This window comes from Streptomyces alboflavus, assembly GCF_000716675.1.
GTDB classification, from domain to species: Bacteria; Actinomycetota; Actinomycetes; order Streptomycetales; family Streptomycetaceae; genus Streptomyces; species Streptomyces alboflavus.
In genome coordinates this window covers 1-17,878 of record NZ_JNXT01000058.1, presented here as the reverse complement: position 1 = coordinate 17,878, position 17,878 = coordinate 1, and the positions used below count along the sequence as shown (strand labels likewise).

Here is a 17,878-nt window from a genome sequence, read left to right as displayed (position 1 = left end):
CGGGGCCTACTGGCAGGACTTCGACTACGACGCCTCGGGCAACCGCAGCAAACAGGTCCTGCACGGCGTCGGCGGCAACGGGTACGCGTACGCCAACAACAACCCGGTGACGCTGTCGGACCCGACGGGTGAGAAGCCCGACGAGTGCGCCCTCATCGGTGTCTCGTGCCGACTGAAGGACAACGGCGGCTGGACCTCCAAGCCGACGCCGGTCTACAAGAAGTACTACATGCTCGACAAGACACCGGCCCAGCGGAAAGCCGTCATCGTCCGCACCAGGGCCAATGTCGAGCAGAGCCGCGCCGTCCTGGCCGCCAAGGAACTCGGCAAGATCGTCCAGGACGAGCTGGGTATCACGGACGCCCTCGACTGCTTCAGCACGGGCAGCCTCGGCTCCTGCGGGGCGACCATCCTCAATGTCGTCACGAGCGCGATCGGCGCGAAGATCGGCCAACTCGCCAAGAAATACGTGTGGAACTGGAAGAAGGGCATCGCACTCGCCAAACGGGTCTGGGGCCTGCTCAGTCAACTCAAGAGCAGCTACGGCAAGTGGCGCACCCTGGACAAGAAGGCCGACAAACTGGAGGACGCGGCCGAGAAGTCGTGCGCGTCCAACAGCTTCACGCCCACGACCAAGGTCCTGATGGCCGACGGCACCACCAAATCCATCAGAGACGTCGACATAGGCGACAAGGTCCTCGCCACCGACCCGAAGACCGGCAAGACCAAGGTCCGCACGGTCACGGCGGAGATCAAGGGCAAGGGCCCCAAGAACCTCGTCAAGATCACGCTCGCCGTCGACGGCAAGAAGTCCGCCAAGAAGTCCCCCAAGACGGCCTCCGTCACAGCGACGGACGGACACCCCTTCTGGGTCCCGGAGTTGGGCAAGTGGCTCGACGCGACGGACCTGCGGTCGGGGCAGTGGCTCCGGACCAGCGCGGGGACGTACGTCCAGGTCGCGGCGGTCGAGCGGTGGACGCAGTCGGCGACGGTTCACAACCTGACGGTTGCGGATCTGCATACGTACTATGTGGGGGCGGGGGCTGCGCCGGTCCTCGTTCACAACAGCAACTCCAACTGTGTAGTCGGGGGTGCTCCTGGCGGCAGGCCTGGTAAACCGTTTACGCCCGCCGGCAAGGGTAAGGTTCTCGATGAGAACCAGGAAAAATATGGGGTGCCAACGTGTGAGATATGCGGCAAGGAGGTTGTTCGGCCCCAGAAATCTCAGCGTGGAGTGACACCCCCCGAAAACGAATGGCAGATCGATCATATTCAGCCCAAGTCGCGAGGTGGGTCCGGCGACCCGTCTAACGGGCAGGTCTTGTGTCGAGTCTGCAACAGGGAAAAGTCGGATAACTGAAGGAAGTGCTCCCGTGAGTGATGAACTGGGCGGGGTGGGCCTCAGCTCGATCCAGCGAAAGATCCACAGCGATGTGGCAGCTCAGGGATGGAGCTGGATCTGGGTCTTTGATCCTGCTGCAGAGCGCCCTCCCTTTACGTACAGCATCGGGTTCGGTTCCAGCTTTGATCACCCCGAAGTGGTCGTTGCGGGGCTCCCGGAGGAGACTTCGGGAAGCGTTTTGAGCTCAGTACACGCCATGCTCGCTGAAGGGAACGCGTATGGCGACGGTGACACGTCGGGCGACATCCTCGAGGGGTTCGATGTGCAATTCCGGGCGATTCCACAAGGCCTCTTGACCTCTAGCCTGGCGCAGGCCTCCGTCTTCTATGGAGAGAGGCCGTTCTCTGCACTCCAGCTGGTTTGGCCCGACGGAGATGGGAACTTTCCGGGTGGAGAATATGCGCCTGCGTGGCTGAGTGATCGACAAGCTCTGTCGCTGTAGCCAAGGGTGGACCTTGCCTTGGATTCAGAATGTGCGACAGTAATGCACAAGCTTCGCCGTGTGTTGTCTGGAGACCTTTGACGGTTCATGTTACGTCGGGGTCGTGGCGGATGTCGTGGTCCCTGCTTTCCGGGAGGATGAGGTAGCCCCATGGCGGTGTTTGACGCGCAAGGAACGGGCTCGGCATAAGCGGGGTCTGGCTCGCGACGCTGACCTGAGCGAGGTCCGGGCGAGATGGGCAGAGCTTGCGGCGCCGGTCGCCTGAGACGTCGAACATCTCGATCAACAGCTCGGAGGTCTTGCTCGTTGCGCTTCATGGGCCATCACCTGATCGGCGGGCAACTCGACGAAGCTCAGTCGAACTCACGCAGAGCTGCGACCAGTTGGCGCCCCTGTGCGGGAGCACGTCGCATGAGTACGCCCGCTGTGGTGTGCAATTCGTTCCATGAGTGCGGGCGTCCGACGACCGCGGCGTCCGGTACGCAGGCCGTGGCGACGGCGAGCGCTTGGGCCGTTTCGCCTGCCCCGGCGAGTGCGTGCGCGAGGCAGGCGCGGAACCAGGTCTTGTCGCGTCGGTACGCGTCCGGCATCGCGGAGAGTCCGGCGGAGAACTGGTCCACGGCTGCTTGCCAGTCGCGCAGGTGCAGCGTCGCCATCCCCCGTTGCAACGTGAACCAGTTGGGTGAGTAGAAGTACATCCATGGCGGCTCGTCCTCGGGGCGTTCGGCTGCCCGGCCCATGACCTCTTGGGCCTCGTCAAGGAGTTGGTGGGCTTCGTCAGCCGCGCCGTTGAGGGCGTGCCCACGGGCTGCCATCTGTGTGGCCATGCCCTGTACGCCGAGGGACGTTCCTGGCGACGACCAGCGGGACGCTTCAGCGAGGCGCACACACCGGGTAGCTCGACCCTTGGACCAGGCCTGATGCGCCTTCATGTTCAGTGTGGTCGCGGCCATGTTGGCGTCCCCGGCTTCCAGCGCCCATTCGTGACTGCGGTCGTACCAGGCGAGGGCTGCGGCTGTCTGATCCTGATCCTGAGCCATCCACGCGAGGAACTGCGCATGCTCGGAGGCCAGCCGCACGACCCGGTCGGCCAAGGAGCCGCGGGCGCTGCTGTACATGTCGACGACCGTACGGAGCTGTTGGCGCATCACGTCCACGAGCGGCCGTGATCCGATGACGTCCTCGGCGCGGCGATGCTCGGCCAGCAGGCCGTCCAGCCAATCGAGGGTCGCGGTGTCCACGCGGCTGTGGGATTCGACCACGCTCGCGACGCGGGTCAACAGGTCTTCGTCGGGGCCCGGCCCGGGGAGGGCAAGGCCGGCGACAGGGGCGACGCCGTGTCGCCCTGCGGCGACCTGCCGTTCGGGTGCTCCGAGCCCCGCGATGATGCGCGCCTGCACCTCGTTCGAGGTCACCAGTCGACGTCCGCGCTCGATGTCCGAGACATCGGACTGCGTGAGGCCGACGCGTATCCCGAGCTTCGTCTGACTGAGGCCGGTGAGTTTCCGGTAGGTACGGAAGACCGCCCCCCCAGTCCTGGCCGGTGAGCGCGGCGAGCAACTGCGGATGGGACCACAGATCGAGGGTGGGTTCCCTGTCCATATCCCGAATATAGGGCGGTCCTATGGGGCCGTGGGATGGGAGCGGCATGCGTCCGCCGTAAGGGTCTTCGTAGAAGGACCCCGGCGACCGCGCGAACGGTCCCGGGGCACGGCCGACTACGAAGGAGTCGACATGAGCGACAGTACGGCCCCCGGTGACATCGCTGAAGTGGGCGCCGGAAGCGGCATGACATTGAGGACTTACGTGGTCGATCGGGAGGGCACGATCACCTCGGACGGCGGCACGAGGCGCGTGGACACGACGGGCGTGATGCTGCCGCCGCTGCGGGACAGCTATCCGCCGTGTTCCTGCCCGCGCTGTTCCGGGAAGCGGGCGCGAGCATGAAGGCGGCCGCGCACGTCATGACGTGCGTCTGTCACGGGTGCGACGAGGAGACGACGCAGCCGGTCGCGGTGGCGCTGTGCCGGGTCCGCCCGGTGCCCTGAGCACGGTGGTGCCCCCCCCCGCTCCCCATATGGAGGGGGCGGGGTGTGGCGCTGTCGACCAGCTCACGGACACGGCGGAGGTCAAGGGCAAGGGCCCCAAGGACCTCGTCAAGGTCACGCTCGCCGTCGACGGCAAGAAGTCCACCAGGACAGCCCCTGTCACCGCGACAGAAGGACACCCCTTCTGGAGCCCGCAGTTGGGCACGTGGCTCGACGCGTCAGGGGTGGAGCCATGCGTACGGTAAGGGCACCGAATAGCTCCATGCCGACATCGAATACGGATGGGCATGGTGAACCGGCTCACCCCTGCGGCCGTTGTGGCAGGCTGATGGAAGACCTGGAGATCAACTGATGTCCCTGATCCGCTTCGACTCGCTCAGCGAGGATCTCCTTGGGGCGCTTGGTGCGGCCGGATGGAGCGGAGACAGGAAGGTTGACGCCGATCGATGGGTGAAGCCGCTGGAGGGCGAAGGGCACCGGTCCCACCCATTGGCGGGGGAAATCCTCGCGTCGGTGGGAGGGCTCTCGATCGAGCCGGTAAATCGAGTTGGGCCGAACTTCAGTAATGATGAGCCTTACAATTTCGATCCCTTTGCCGCTGGATCAGGGCAGCGTGATCTAGCGGCAGAGGTGGAGGGTGTTCTCGGTGGGAACTATTTCCCCATCGGCGAATGGCTCAGTTATTCAAGCGTGTTCGTCGAAGCTGGGGGAAGGGTGGTTGCTGTTGGCATGGGTTGGATATGGGAGCTCGGTTCAACCTTTGAAGACTCCCTGGAGTTGGCGGTGTGCGCGAATCGCCCCCTGGTCTGTCTGCACTCCGATCCGGGACTCGCGCCTTGGCCGAGGCCTGACTCTCGGTGAGGGGCGAGTTCGAACAGGGCATGGAGCACGGAGCAGGTTTGGATTTGACTGCTACCGAGAGGTGTCAGGTCTACGCCACCGACGCCGCGAAGGTCGGCGCCGGGTCGGCGTCGGTTGGTAAACCTGAGAGGCTGTACAAGGTTGCCGTCAATCTTCCTGGCGAGACTGCCGATTGGGCCAGTGCTTCTTCGGGGTGGCTCTGGACTGGGAAGACGTCCGTGCAGATGGCGGTCCAGGTACGCAATACTCTCTGCTATGCAAAGGGAACAGCCTTCGGGGAAATTGTTCGAGTCAGAGCTGATCACGGGCGCAGAGAGTTCGTGGAGTAGCCCTGTGGTCGCATTCTTGGCAAAAATCGAGCACGGGTGCCTGATCTTGCGGGACGCGGGGAGTTGCGATGACGTCGGCGACTGGGACCCGGCGTCGAACAGTTGGTACCGAGAGGGCAGCTCGCTCATCTTCGGTGTTCAGGCCGGTGTCGATGGCCCCGTCGAATGCAAGGTATGGAAGTCGACCCCGCCTGTGGTGCTTCCTGTGAACCTCTTTGAGGTGTCACTCCCATGTCCGTCTGGGTGGCTCGTATTGCACGACCCGAACGAACACACCCGAATGGAGTTCACGGGATTCCGTGGCTCTGTGGCCTGTTCGGTAATGGTGGACGATCCGCAATTTCCGTCAAAGGTTCAGATCTTGCTGAAGGCGGAAGGCGAGTAGTTCCTTGACGTTCGCGCGAACGGGCGAAGCCTTGCATTCGAAGTTTTCGATCAAGAGCTGACGGGGGCTTGGCGCTTCCGGCGCCGCCCGGCGTGAGGGGTCGGTCGGCGCCCCCTCGCGGGGAGGCGACGGTGGCGCCGACCGCTTCCGGGGGTCGGGAGAGCCCCGGAAGGCCAGAGGGCCCGGGACCGGGCCGTGACTCCCTACGTTCGGAGCGTCGGCCCGGGAGGATTGGGCATCGTTGCTGATTTGTCCTGGCGAATGGTTCGTCAGATGGCGGTGCTGGGTGGCTGTTTCCGGCCCATCTGTCTGAGCTCGTCTTCTCTGTCGGTGTTTGCGTACGTCAAGTGAGAGGTCCGTGTCAGGAGGAGGGGGGTGCCTGGACTCCCCTTCTGGCGGGCTTCTACTCTTGCCGCTCACTCAGTTTCCGTACCAGGAGCCACCTTTGCTCTACCGAAAGAGCCTTCTTCGCTTCGGCGTTCCCGCAGTCACGCTCGCCCTCGCGCTCACCGCGTGCGGCGGGGACGACGGCGACTCGAAGAAGTCGAACAGCAAATCCAAGGACGAGGCCCCGGCGGCGGGCTCCCACGCGAAGGACAAGCCGGCCGAGGACAAGCCGAACGGCGGCGGCGCGCTCGGCGCCGGCAAGAGCGCCACCGGCAAGGTGAAGGAGGGCGCCACCCCCGTCACGTACGAAGTCCTCGCACAGAAGGTCGACGTCGGGACCGAGGCCGACACGCAGAAGCTGGTGCGGGACCCGAAGAAGGCCAAGGGGCTCGTCCCCGCCGTCGCGCACCTGAAGTTCACGCACAAGGGCGGCGGCGTCGTGAAGGAGACCCCCGACGCCGCCGACACCACGGAGATCTGGGCCGACGGCCGGCGCGGGGGCCTCGTCATCGGTGCCTCCGAGGACGCGCCCGGCTGCGACGACCCGCTCGACATCGAGGGCTGGAAGCAGGGCGAGAGCCATGTGCTCTGCGAGACCTACCTCGTGCCCAAGGGCTCCAAGGGACTTGAGGTCCACTGGGCCGAGGAGGAGGACGGCGAGCCGTACGTCTGGAAGTTCGCCGGGAAGTAGGCGAAGCGGACGAAGTAGACGTACACCCGTGCGCGGGTGCACGCCCCTCAGGGGGTGAACGACGGCGGCGCCGCCCTCGGCAGGGGAGGGGCGGCGCCGCCGCCGTCGGCCCGGGCCTCACCGGCCACACATCGGCCGCCCGGCACCCGCTCGCTGCCCGTCAGCCGCTTGGCGCGATCTTGGTCGCTCCTCCGTCGCAAGGATGACCCCACCCCCAGAGGTGGACCCCTCCGACCTGCGGTGATCGCTCTCCGCCTACCGGAGGTAACTATTCTTCATACCCGCCGTACCAGCCGGACATGCGCACGCGGCCAGCTTTCTTACCTCAATCTGGCTGAACTTTTGTTGATCGAGCCGTAGTTGACCCTTCGGTCGCCTTACCCTTCACAGGGTGAACCAATTGATGTCCCGCGAGTCCGAATCCGAGTCCGTGCCGCCCGGAGATCTGCCCGGCGCGCTGCCAGAAGAGCTGCGCGCCGAACTCGTGGCCTTCCGTCGCGACTTGCACATGCACCCGGAGCTGGGCCACCAGGAGTTCCGCACCACCGCGGCCCTCAAGGCCCGCCTGGAGGCGGCGGGGCTCGAACCCCGCGTCCTGCGCATCGGCACCGGACTCATCTGCGACATCGGAGGCACCCCCGACGGCACCTCCCGCCCGGCCCGCCCCGACAGCCCAGCCCGCCCCGACCGCCCCGTCCTGGCCCTGCGTGCCGACATCGACGCCCTGCCCATCCCCGACACCAAGACAGGCGTCTCCTACCGCTCCACGGTCCCCGACCGCGCCCACGCCTGCGGCCACGACGTGCACACCACCGTCGTCCTCGGCGCCGGACTCGTCCTCGCCGAGCTCGCGAAGCAGGGGCTCCTTCCGCACCCGGTGCGGCTGATCTTCCAGCCCGCCGAGGAGGTCCTGCCCGGCGGCGCCACGGACGCCATCGACTGCGGCGCGCTCGACGGCGTCGGCCGGATCATCGGCGTGCACTGCGACCCCCGCGTGGACGCAGGCCGCATCGGCCTGCGGCACGGGCCCATCACCTCCGCCTGCGACCGCCTGGAGGTCTCGCTCGACGGCCCCGGCGGCCACACCGCACGGCCGCACCTGACGACGGACCTCGTCACCGCCGCCGCCAAGGTCGTCACCGAGGTCCCCGCCCTGGTGGCCCGCCGCATCGACGCCCGCTCGGGCCTCGCCGTCACCTGGGGCCGCATCGAGGCGGGCCACGCCTGCAACGTCATCCCCCAGCACGCCGAGCTGTCCGGCACCATCCGCTGCCTCGACCTCGCGGCCTGGCGGCAGGCCCCCGACCTCGTGCACGGCGCCATCCAGGAGATCGCCGACCTCTACCGCGCCAAGTCCGAGATCAACTACGTCCGCGGCGTCCCGCCCGTCGTCAACGAACCCGTCGTCACCGACCTGCTCCGGGACGCCATGGCCGCCCGGCGCGGCCACGCCTCCGTCGAGGACACCGAGCAGAGCCTCGGCGGCGAGGACTTCTCCTGGTACCTGGAGCGCGTCCCCGGCGCCATGGCCCGGCTCGGCGTCCGCACCCCCGGCGAGCGCGGCATCCGCGATCTGCACCAGGGCGACTTCGACGCCGACGAACACGCGATCACGGTCGGCGTGGAACTCTTCACGGCCGCCGCCCTCATCGACGCCGCCACGCGTTCCGCCTGAACCTCCGCCTCCGCTCGACGCCCGCGTAACACCCCTTGCGCGGGCGTGACCCGAACCGCTCACGTGGTGTCACCCAATCCACTTCCGTGAGCGTCACCCACACGGGCAGAACACCCCGCCACGAATCGATAACGGCCACCGCCGAAACCGTTCCCCTCCCTTTCTACGCGCGTTAATGTGCGCCGAAATCAGCGCCGTCACCGGTGCGTTGGGGAACGTTCGAAACGTAAGGGGTGCGTCCTATGCGTCGGCGTCGAGTATCGAGGATTTCCCAAGTGGCCGTGGCGGTGGCGACGTTCGCCCTCGTGGCCTCCGCGTGCGGCGGCACCAGCAGCGATGCCGCCAAGGACGACGACGGGGGGAAGAAGGGCGACGGGACGTACTCCGGCAAGGGCATCGGACTCGCGTACGACATCGGCGGCCGGGGTGACCAGTCGTTCAACGACGCCGCGTTCACCGGGTACGAGCGGGCCCGCGAGGACCTGAAGATCGGCGGCATCGCCATGGAGCCGGGCGACGGCGAGTCCAGCGCCGACAAGACCCAGCGCATCGAGACCCTGGCCCGGCAGGGCTACAACCCGGTGATCGGCGTCGGATTCGTGTACGCGCCCGCCGTTCAGGAAGTCGCGAAGAAGTACCCGAAGATCACTTTCGGGATCGTCGACGACGACACCGTCAAGGCCGACAACGTGGCGGATCTCGTATTCCACGAGGAACAGGGTTCGTATCTCGCGGGAGTCGCCGCGGCGAAGGCGACCAAGGTCAAACACGTCGGTTTCATCGGGGGCGTGGACATCCCGATCATCCATAAATTCGAGGCCGGGTTCGTGCAGGGCGTGAAGTCCGTCGACCCGAAGATCAAAATCGAGAAGCGGTATCTGACGGAGAAGCCCGAGGAGGGCGGATTCGCCAGCCCCGACAAGGGGCAGGACGCGGCGAGCGGACAGCTCGAAGCCGGGGCCGACGTGCTCTACCACGCGGCCGGGCTCTCCGGGCAGGGCGTGATCCAGGAGGCCGGGTCACAGAAGAAGTGGGCGATCGGCGTCGACTCCGACCAGTACAAGCAGAAGGCGCTCGCCAAGTACAAGAAGTACATCCTCGGCTCCGCCCTGAAGGACGTCGGCGGCGCCGTCTACGACCTCACCAAGTCCGTCGTCGAGGGCAAGCCGATGACCGGCACCCAGCGCTACGACCTCAAGTCCGGGCGCGTCGGCTTCTCCGACGCCAATCCGGCGTACCGGGACATGAAGGACGTCGTGGCCGCCGTCGAGAAGGCCAAGAAGGACATCGTCGACGGCAAGGTGACGGTCAAGACCCGGCCTTGATCCGGGTTTTGTGTGGTGTGTCCGACGTCGTACGTATAACGGCGTCGGACGTCCGTCCTTGAGTCGTACGTATAACCCGTTGGGCCCCGGTGAATCCGTCGCAGTTCAGGCCTCCGATGGCCGCCGCACCGGGCCGTCACCCGCCCGACGCCTGGTGGCCACAGCTCGATAACGGACCGGACAGAAGGGTTCTTATGTCAGGTCTACGCGCGTTACGCTGCGGCGAAATCAGCGCCGGGTGAGGCGCACTGCACGTACGTGGCACGTCGTGTGTCCCCAGGTCCGCCAAGCCGCGTCCGTACTCACGTCCTTGTACATAAGGAGTTCGTCTCTATGCGCCGGGTGTCCCGAATAGCGCTCGCGTCTGCCGCGACCGCCGCTCTCGCCGTTTCCGCCACCGCCTGCGGCGGTACCTCCAGCGACGCCGCCAAGACCGACGACGGCAAGAGCAAGGGTGTCGCGATCGCGTACGACATCGGCGGCGCCGGCGACCAGTCGTTCAACGACGCCGCCACCGCGGGCATGGACCGCGCCTCCAAGGAGCTCAAGGTCGGCAAGAAGGCCGTCGAGCCCACGGACGGCGAGTCCGACGCCGACAAGGTCCAGCGCCTCACCGAGCTGGCCAAGCAGGGCTACAACCCGGTCATCGGGGTCGGCTACGCCTACGCGCCCGCCATCAAGGAGGTCGCGGCCAAGAACCCGGACGTCACCTTCGGCATCGTCGACGACGCCACCATCAAGGCCAAGAACGTCGCCGACCTGGTCTTCAACGAGGAGCAGTCCTCGTACCTGGCCGGTGTCGCCGCCGCGAAGGCCACCAAGACCAAGACCGTCGGCTTCATCGGCGGTGTCGACAACCCGCTGATCCGCAAGTTCGAGGCGGGCTTCGTCCAGGGCGTCCAGGACACCGACAAGTCGGTCAAGGTCAAGCGCCAGTTCCTCACCGAGAAGGCCGAGGACGGCGGCTTCTCCAGCCCGGACAAGGGCAAGGAGGCGGCCAGCGGCCAGATCGAGGGCGACGCCGACGTGGTCTACCACGCCGCCGGTCTCTCCGGTCAGGGCGTCATCGAGGCCGCCGCCGCCAAGAAGGTCTGGGCGATCGGCGTCGACTCCGACCAGTACAAGCAGAAGGCGCTCGACAAGTACAAGAAGTACATCCTCACCTCGGCCACCAAGGACGTCGCCGGAGCGGTGTACAACCTGGTGAAGTCGGTGAAGGATGACAACGCCGAGGGCGGCGTCGTGCGCGCGGACCTCAAGTCGGGCGGTGTCGGCCTCGCCGACTCCAACCCCGAGTTCACCAAGATGAAGGACCTGCAGGCCGCCCTGAAGAAGGCCGAGCAGGGCATCACCAGCGGCAAGATCAAGGTCAAGACGGCGCTGTAGTGGTGCCGTTACGGCAGCGGAACGGGGTGTGAGGACACTGGCCAGGCGGCCTCCTCGCGCCCCGTTCGCGCGGCCAGGGCCTCAACCACCGCGCCCGGCACCCCAGTTGACGGAGTGCGACAGCCAGACGGCGTCGTACGCCGTGAGCTCGGGCGGTCGTCCGGTGGCCACTGAGGCGTGAAGCAGGGGCACACACCGCGTGTGCGGGTCCGGCCCCTTTCCTTAAGTCCTTCAGGAGAGTGCGCCATCGACGCGTCCACCAGCCCTCCGCCCGCAGACCGCCCCGCAGCCTGTGCCGTCGAACTCGTCGGCATCACCAAGCGGTTCCCGGGCGTCGTGGCCAACCACGACATCCACCTCAGCGTCCGCAAGGGCACCGTCCACGCCCTCGTCGGCGAGAACGGCGCCGGCAAGTCGACGCTGATGAAGATCCTCTACGGCATGCAGAAGCCGGACGAGGGCACCATCGCCGTCGACGGCGACAAGGTCGCCTTCAACAGCCCCGCGGACGCCATCAGCCGCGGCATCGGCATGGTCCACCAGCACTTCATGCTGGCCGACCAGCTGACCGTCCTGGAGAACATCGTGCTCGGCAGCGAGAAGCTGTACGGCATCGGTGCCGGGGCCCGCCGCAAGATCGTGGAGATCTCCGACCGCTACGGCCTCGGCGTGCGCCCCGACGCCTACGTCGAGGACCTCGGCGTGGCCGACCGCCAGCGCGTGGAGATCCTCAAGGTCCTCTACCGCGGCGCCACCACGCTGATCCTCGACGAACCCACGGCCGTGCTCGTGCCGCAGGAGGTCGACGCGCTCTTCGACAACCTGCGCGAGCTCAAGTCCGAGGGCCTGTCCGTCATCTTCATCTCGCACAAGCTCGGCGAGGTCCTCTCCGTCGCCGACGACATCACCGTCATCCGGCGCGGCACGACGGTCGGCACGGCCGTCCCGTCCGAGACCACCCCGCGCCAGCTCGCCGAGCTGATGGTGGGCAGCGAGCTGCCGACGCCGGAGACCGCGGAGTCCACGGTCACCGACCGGCCGATGATCCAGGTCGAGGGCCTGAAGCTGCTCGCCGACGGCGAGTCGGGCCGCGCCCTCCTGGACGACATCTCCTTCACCATCCACGAGGGCGAGGTGCTCGGCCTCGCGGGCGTGGAGGGCAACGGCCAGACCGAACTCATCGACGCCCTCATCGGCCTCAAGCACGCCGACTCCGGCGTCATCCGCATGTCCGGCGAGGACGTCACCGACTGGGCCACCCGCAGGCGGCGCGAGGGCGGCGTCGGCTACATCCCCGAGGACCGCCACCGCCACGGCCTGCTCCTGGACGCCCCGCTCTGGGAGAACCGCATCCTCGGCCACGTCACCGAGAAGCCCAACAGCCGCGGCTTCTGGCTCGACACCAAGGGCGCGCAGGCCGACACCCGGCGCATCGTCGAGGAGTACGACGTCCGTACGCCCGGCATCGACGTCACCGCCGCCTCCCTGTCCGGTGGCAACCAGCAGAAGCTGATCGTCGGCCGCGAGATGAGCCACAAGCCGCGCTTCCTCATCGCCGCGCACCCGACCCGCGGCGTGGACGTCGGCGCGCAGGCGCAGATCTGGGACCAGATCCGCGAGGCGCGCCGCGAGGGCCTCGCGGTGCTGCTCATCTCCGCCGACCTGGACGAGCTGATCGGCCTGTCCGACACCCTCCGCGTGATCTACCGCGGCCGGCTCGTCGCGGACGCCGACCCGGCGACGGTCACCCCGGAGGAGCTGGGCTCGGCGATGACGGGCGCGGCCTCCGGACACCTGGAGCACGTCGAGGACGGCGCGGCCACGGACGCCGGGTCCGCCGCCGACGCCCCCGCCGACGCAACCGAAGAAGCCGCCCCGGAGGACGAGGCCCGATGAAGAAGTTCGACAAGGAGCGGGTGCTCCTCGCGGTGGCCGGTCCGGTCATCGCGCTCATCGCGGCCGTCGCCCTGACGTCGGTCGTGCTGCTCGCCTCGGGCAAGAGCCCGATCGAGCCGTACAGCCTGATGTTCGAGCAGGCCGGGTTCTCCGACGTCCAGGTCCTGATCATCAACCAGGCCGGGATGTACTATCTGGCGGCCCTCGCGGTGGCGATCGGCTTCCGCATGAACCTGTTCAACATCGGTGTGGACGGCCAGTACCGGCTCGCCGCGATGGTCACGGCCGTCGTCGGCGCGCACGTCTCGCTGCCGTCCGGCCTCCAGATCCCGCTGCTCATCCTGGTCGCGATGCTGACCGGCGCGTTCTGGGCGGGCATCGCGGGCATCCTGAAGACCACCCGGGGCGTCAGCGAGGTGGTCGCCACGATCATGCTCAACGCCATCGCGACGAGCGTCATCGGCTACCTCACCCTCACCGAGAACTTCGGCGTCCCGGTGGGCAACAACCAGACCACCGGCGTCATGCACAAGTCCGGCTGGTTCCCCGGCATCTCCATGGGCGACTCCGGCGAGATCTACGGCTTCGTGGTCATCGCGGCCCTCGGCGGCGTCCTGTACTGGCTGGTCCTCAACCGCACCCGCTTCGGCTTCGACCTGCGCGCCACCGGCGCCTCGCAGTCGGCGGCCGCCGCCTCCGGTGTGAACGCCAAGCGCATGGTGCTCACCGCCATGATCATCTCGGGCGCGGTCGCGGGCCTCGCGGGCATGCCGATCCTGCTCGGCGACGTCCACACCTACAGCCTGAGCTTCCCCACCGGCCTCGGCTTCACCGGCATCACCATCGCCCTGCTCGGCCGCAACAACCCGGTCGGCATCGCGTTCGCCGCCCTGCTCATCGCCTTCCTCGACAAGGCGTCGCCCGCTCTCGACTACGCCCAGCCGGTGGCGTACGACAAGGAGATCGCGGTGATCATGCAGGGCCTCATCGTGATCGCGGTCGTCGTCTCCTACGAGGCGGTACGCCGCTGGGGCCTGCGCCGCCAGCAGCAGCGCGTCGGTGAGGAACTGGCCGCCGCGGCCCGTGCCGCCGGTGCCGACAACGGCAACAACGGCAACAACGACACCGTGAAGGAGGTGGCTGCCCGATGAGCACGGCAACCGTCACCAAGGCCGCGCCCGCCGCTCCCCAGCCGGGCCGCCGCCGCATCTCGCTCCCCGTCCTGCTCCTGATCATCGCGGGCGTCCTGGTCCTGACCTCCGTGGTCCGGCTCATCACCGACGCCCACGGCATCACCTCCACCGGCCAGATGTCCGGCGCCCTGCGCCTGGCCGTGCCGATCGGCCTCGCGGGCCTCGGCGGCCTGTGGGCCGAGCGCGCGGGCGTCGTCAACATCGGCCTCGAGGGCATGCTGATCCTCGGCACCTGGTTCGGCGCCTGGGCGGGCTACCAGTGGGGCCCGTGGGTCGGCATCGTCTTCGGCGTGCTCGGCGGGGCGCTCGGCGGCCTGCTGCACGCCATCGTCACGGTCACCTTCAACGTCAACCACATCGTCTCCGGTGTGGCCCTGAACATCCTCGCCCTCGGCACCACGCGCTACCTCTCCACCTTCGCCTTCGAGGGCGAGGAGGGCGGTACGTCGAAGCAGTCGCCCGGCGTCGAGTCCCTCGGCAAGTTCTCCGTGCCGGGGCTCTCGGACTGGCTGCACGACCTCAACCAGAAGCACTGGTTCCTGGTGTCCGACATCGCGGGTCTGCTCGGCGGTCTGCTCACCGACGTGTCGCCGCTGACCCTCATCGCCGTCGCGATGGTGCCGCTCAGCTGGTTCATCCTCTGGCGCACGGCGTTCGGCCTGCGCCTGCGCTCCTGCGGCGAGAACCCGATCGCGGCGGAGTCCCTCGGCGTCAACGTCTACAAGTACAAGTACCTGGCCGTCATCATCTCCGGCGGCCTCGCGGGCCTCGGCGGCGCGTTCCTGTCCCTGGTCGCCTCCAACATCTACCTGGAGGGCCAGACCGGCCAGCGCGGCTACATCGGCCTCGCCGCCATGATCTTCGGCAACTGGATGCCGGGCGGACTCGCGCTCGGCGCCGGCCTGTTCGGTTACACCGACAGCCTGAAGCTGCGGGGCGGCGGCACGAATGTCCACGCCCTGCTGCTCCTGATCGCCATCCTTCTCCTCATCGGCGCGGCCTACCTGATCTGGCGCAAGCGCTACGTCCCCGCGGTGATCACCGCGGCGGCGTCGGCGCTGATGTTCCTCTGGTACGGCCTCACCGACGAGGTGCCGAACCAGGTCGTCACCGCCACGCCGTACGTCGTCACGCTGCTGGTGCTCTCGCTCTCCGCGCAGCGGCTGCGGATGCCGAAGGCGGACGGGATGCCGTACCGGAAGGGACAAGGGAAATGACGCACTCTGCCGAGGGGCGGCGACCGTGACCGCCGCCGCGGACGTCGACTGGGACGACCTGCGGGATGCCGCGCGCGAGGCCATGTCCCGCGCGTACGCGCCCTACTCGGGCTTCCCGGTCGGCGCCGCGGCCCGCGCCGACGACGGCCGCACCGTCACCGGCTGCAACGTCGAGAACGCCTCGTACGGCCTCGGCCTGTGCGCCGAGTGCGGCCTGATCTCGCAGCTCCAGCTGACCGGCGGCGGCCGCCTCACGCACTTCACCTGCGTGGACGGCAAGGGCGACATCCTGATGCCGTGCGGCCGGTGCCGTCAGCTCCTGTACGAGTTCGGCGGACCCGGGCTGCTTCTGGAGACGTCGTCCGGGGTGCGGTCCCTGGGCGACATGCTGCCGGACGCGTTCGGGCCCGAGCACCTGAACTGAGCCCAACCGGGCAGGGCCCCCGCCGAGTTGGCGGGGGCCCTGCCGCTTCCTGGCTCTATGCGCGTAGAGTCGTGTCGACGCACGCCGGTCACTGACGACCGGCACCGCCGGAAGGGATTTCTGCCATGGACGTAATCTCCGTCATCCGTACGAAGCGGGACCGGGGCGAGCTGAGCGACGAGCAGATCGACTGGGTCATCGACGCGTACACGCACGGCGCCGTCGCCGACGAGCAGATGTCGGCCCTGGCCATGGCGATCCTCCTGAACGGCATGAACCGCCGTGAGATCGCCCGCTGGACGGCGGCGATGATCGCCTCCGGCGAGCGCATGGACTTCTCCTCGCTGTCCCGCCCCACCGCCGACAAGCACTCCACGGGCGGCGTGGGCGACAAGATCACGCTGCCGCTCGCGCCGCTGGTCGCGGCCTGCGGTGCGGCCGTGCCGCAGCTGTCCGGGCGCGGGCTCGGCCACACCGGCGGCACGCTCGACAAGCTGGAGTCGATCCCCGGCTGGCGCGCGCTCCTCTCCAACGAGGAGATGCTGGACGTCCTGAACGGCGCGGGCTCCGTCATCTGCGCGGCGGGCGACGGCCTGGCCCCGGCCGACAAGAAGCTGTACGCCTTGCGTGACGTCACCGGCACCGTCGAGGCGATCCCCCTCATCGCCTCCTCCATCATGTCCAAGAAGATCGCCGAGGGCACGGGCTCGCTGGTCCTGGACGTGAAGGTGGGCTCCGGTGCCTTCATGAAGACCCTGGACGACGCCCGCGAACTGGCGTCCACGATGGTGGGCCTGGGAACCGACCACGGCGTCCGCACGGTCGCCCTCCTGACGGACATGTCGACCCCGCTCGGCCTGACGGCGGGCAACGCCCTCGAAGTCCGCGAGTCCGTCGAGGTCCTGGCGGGCGGTGGCCCCGCCGACGTCGTCGACCTCACCCTCGCCCTGGCCCGCGAGATGCTCGACGCGGCGGGGCTGTCGGACGCGGACCCCGCGAAGGCCCTCGCCGACGGCTCCGCGATGGACGTCTGGCGCCGGATGATCTCCGCCCAGGGCGGTGACCCGGACGCGGCGCTCCCCGAGGCCCGCGAGACGCACACCGTCACGGTGCCCTCCTCCGGTGTCCTCACCCGCCTCGACGCGTACGACATCGGCGTCGCGGCGTGGCGTCTGGGTGCCGGGCGGGCCCGCAAGGAGGACCCCGTCCAGGCGGGCGCGGGCGTCGTCCTGCACGCCAAGCCGGGCGACTCCGTCGTGGCGGGCCGGCCCCTCCTCACCCTCCACACGGACACCCCCGAGCGGTTCGAGTACGCCCTGGAGGCCCTGACCTCCACGTACGACGTGTCCCCGACGGGAACGGACTTCTCCCCCCGCCCCACGATCCTGGACCGCATCAGCTGACCCCTGACGCCGCCACCCCTGACGCCGCCACTCCCGGCGCCACCACCCCCGACGTCGCCACCACCCCAGGGGGCTCCGCCCCCGGCCCCCCCCATCGGCCTGAACGGCCTCGTCCTCAAGCGCCGGACGGGCTATTACCCCCACCCACCCACCCTTTCCGCCCTCCGTGCGGGTGGGGGAGCGGTTCGGTCCTGGGGGCAGGGCCGGGGGGGGGCGGACGCCGCAACTCGTCGGGCGGGGTGGGCGGGTAGGCCCCGCCTGACGGGCAGCACCTGCCTTGACGTCGTGTGGTGGGCGCCCCGTTCGTCCGTGCCCGGGGGGAGCACCGGCCTTGACGTCGTGTGGTGGGCGCCTTGTCCGCCCCTGCCCGGGGGGAGCACCCGTCTTGACGTCGTGTGGTGGGCGCTCCGTTCGCCCCTTCCCCGGGGGGCAGCACGCGCCTTAACGCCGCGCGGAGGGCGCCCTGTCCGCCCCTGCCCGGGGGGGGCGGCACCCGCCTCGACCTCGTGTGGAGGACGCCCCGCCCACCCCCGCCCCGACGGGCGGCACCCGCCTCGACCTCGCGCGGAAGGCGCCCCCTCTCGCCCCTGCCCGGAGGGCAGCACCCGCCTTAACGCCGCGCGGAGGGCGCCCCGTCCGTCCCTGCCCGAGGGGCGGCACCCGCCTCGACCTCGTGCGGAGGAAGCCCCGCCCACCCCGGCCCGGAGGGCCAGCCGCCACCTACCTCCGCCCGGAGGGCAAACTCCCACCTACCTCCGCCCGGAGGGCCAGCCGCCACCCACCCCGGCCCGGAGGGCCAGCCGCCACCTACCCC

General features: G+C 68.5%; 14 protein-coding genes and 1 pseudogene. 14 read left to right on the top strand and 1 reads right to left on the bottom strand.

Features of this window, described 5'->3' with window-relative positions:
- Positions 1-76: 76 nt before the first annotated feature.
- Together OO63_RS47835 and OO63_RS44125 are read left to right on the top strand one after the other, a co-directional pair.
- Positions 77-1,360: pseudogene (locus OO63_RS47835) on the top strand (polymorphic toxin-type HINT domain-containing protein); the annotation flags it as partial.
- Positions 1,361-1,373: 13 nt separating this feature from the next.
- On the top strand, positions 1,374-1,844 hold the full coding sequence (locus OO63_RS44125; protein WP_157854103.1) for a DUF4262 domain-containing protein: 471 nt from the start codon (positions 1,374-1,376) through the stop codon (positions 1,842-1,844).
- 353 nt (positions 1,845-2,197) lie between these two features.
- On the opposite strand, the gene OO63_RS41755 is transcribed toward OO63_RS44125, so the two are convergent.
- A complete protein-coding gene (locus OO63_RS41755; RefSeq protein ID WP_346009347.1) occupies positions 2,198-3,316 on the bottom strand; it encodes an NsdA family TPR-like regulatory protein in 1,119 nt (372 codons plus the stop codon).
- A 262-nt stretch (positions 3,317-3,578) separates the two neighbouring features.
- Between OO63_RS41755 and OO63_RS45685 the strand changes: the two genes are divergently transcribed.
- The 12 genes from OO63_RS45685 to OO63_RS32795 all read left to right on the top strand — a co-directional run bounded on the left by OO63_RS45685 (position 3,579) and on the right by OO63_RS32795 (position 17,064).
- Positions 3,579-3,791, top strand: a complete 213-nt coding sequence (locus OO63_RS45685) for a hypothetical protein (RefSeq protein ID WP_157854102.1) — start codon at positions 3,579-3,581, stop codon at positions 3,789-3,791.
- 130 nt (positions 3,792-3,921) lie between these two features.
- A complete protein-coding gene (locus OO63_RS32840; protein WP_030363487.1) occupies positions 3,922-4,137 on the top strand; it encodes a hypothetical protein in 216 nt (71 codons plus the stop codon).
- Positions 4,138-4,243: 106 nt separating this feature from the next.
- Positions 4,244-4,753, top strand: a complete 510-nt coding sequence (locus tag OO63_RS44120; RefSeq protein WP_078619510.1) for an SUKH-3 domain-containing protein — start codon at positions 4,244-4,246, stop codon at positions 4,751-4,753.
- 1,159 nt (positions 4,754-5,912) lie between these two features.
- The gene (locus OO63_RS32835; RefSeq protein ID WP_030363486.1) at positions 5,913-6,545 is read left to right on the top strand and encodes a hypothetical protein; all 633 of its coding nucleotides are present in this window, start codon (positions 5,913-5,915) and stop codon (positions 6,543-6,545) included.
- Between the two features lie 403 nt (positions 6,546-6,948).
- Positions 6,949-8,220, top strand: a complete 1,272-nt coding sequence (locus OO63_RS32830) for an amidohydrolase (protein ID WP_031192504.1) — start codon at positions 6,949-6,951, stop codon at positions 8,218-8,220.
- A gap of 242 nt (positions 8,221-8,462) precedes the next feature.
- The gene (locus tag OO63_RS32825) at positions 8,463-9,545 is read left to right on the top strand and encodes a BMP family lipoprotein (RefSeq protein WP_033264688.1); all 1,083 of its coding nucleotides are present in this window, start codon (positions 8,463-8,465) and stop codon (positions 9,543-9,545) included.
- A 333-nt stretch (positions 9,546-9,878) separates the two neighbouring features.
- Positions 9,879-10,931 (top strand): BMP family lipoprotein, encoded by a 1,053-nt coding sequence (locus OO63_RS32820; protein ID WP_030363483.1) that lies wholly within the window; start codon positions 9,879-9,881, stop codon positions 10,929-10,931.
- A 246-nt stretch (positions 10,932-11,177) separates the two neighbouring features.
- Entirely contained in the window at positions 11,178-12,827 is a 1,650-nt protein-coding gene (locus OO63_RS32815; RefSeq protein WP_078619515.1) for an ABC transporter ATP-binding protein, read from the top strand.
- Entirely contained in the window at positions 12,824-13,978 is a 1,155-nt protein-coding gene (locus tag OO63_RS32810; protein WP_030363481.1) for an ABC transporter permease, read from the top strand. The genes OO63_RS32815 and OO63_RS32810 overlap by 4 nt, the downstream gene beginning before the upstream one ends.
- Positions 13,975-15,237 (top strand): ABC transporter permease, encoded by a 1,263-nt coding sequence (locus OO63_RS32805; protein ID WP_030363480.1) that lies wholly within the window; start codon positions 13,975-13,977, stop codon positions 15,235-15,237. The genes OO63_RS32810 and OO63_RS32805 overlap by 4 nt, the downstream gene beginning before the upstream one ends.
- An 82-nt stretch (positions 15,238-15,319) precedes the next feature.
- Positions 15,320-15,661, top strand: a complete 342-nt coding sequence (locus tag OO63_RS32800; RefSeq protein WP_234311467.1) for a cytidine deaminase — start codon at positions 15,320-15,322, stop codon at positions 15,659-15,661.
- Between the two features lie 125 nt (positions 15,662-15,786).
- Positions 15,787-17,064, top strand: a complete 1,278-nt coding sequence (locus tag OO63_RS32795; protein WP_030363478.1) for a thymidine phosphorylase — start codon at positions 15,787-15,789, stop codon at positions 17,062-17,064.
- Positions 17,065-17,878: the final 814 nt, after the last annotated feature.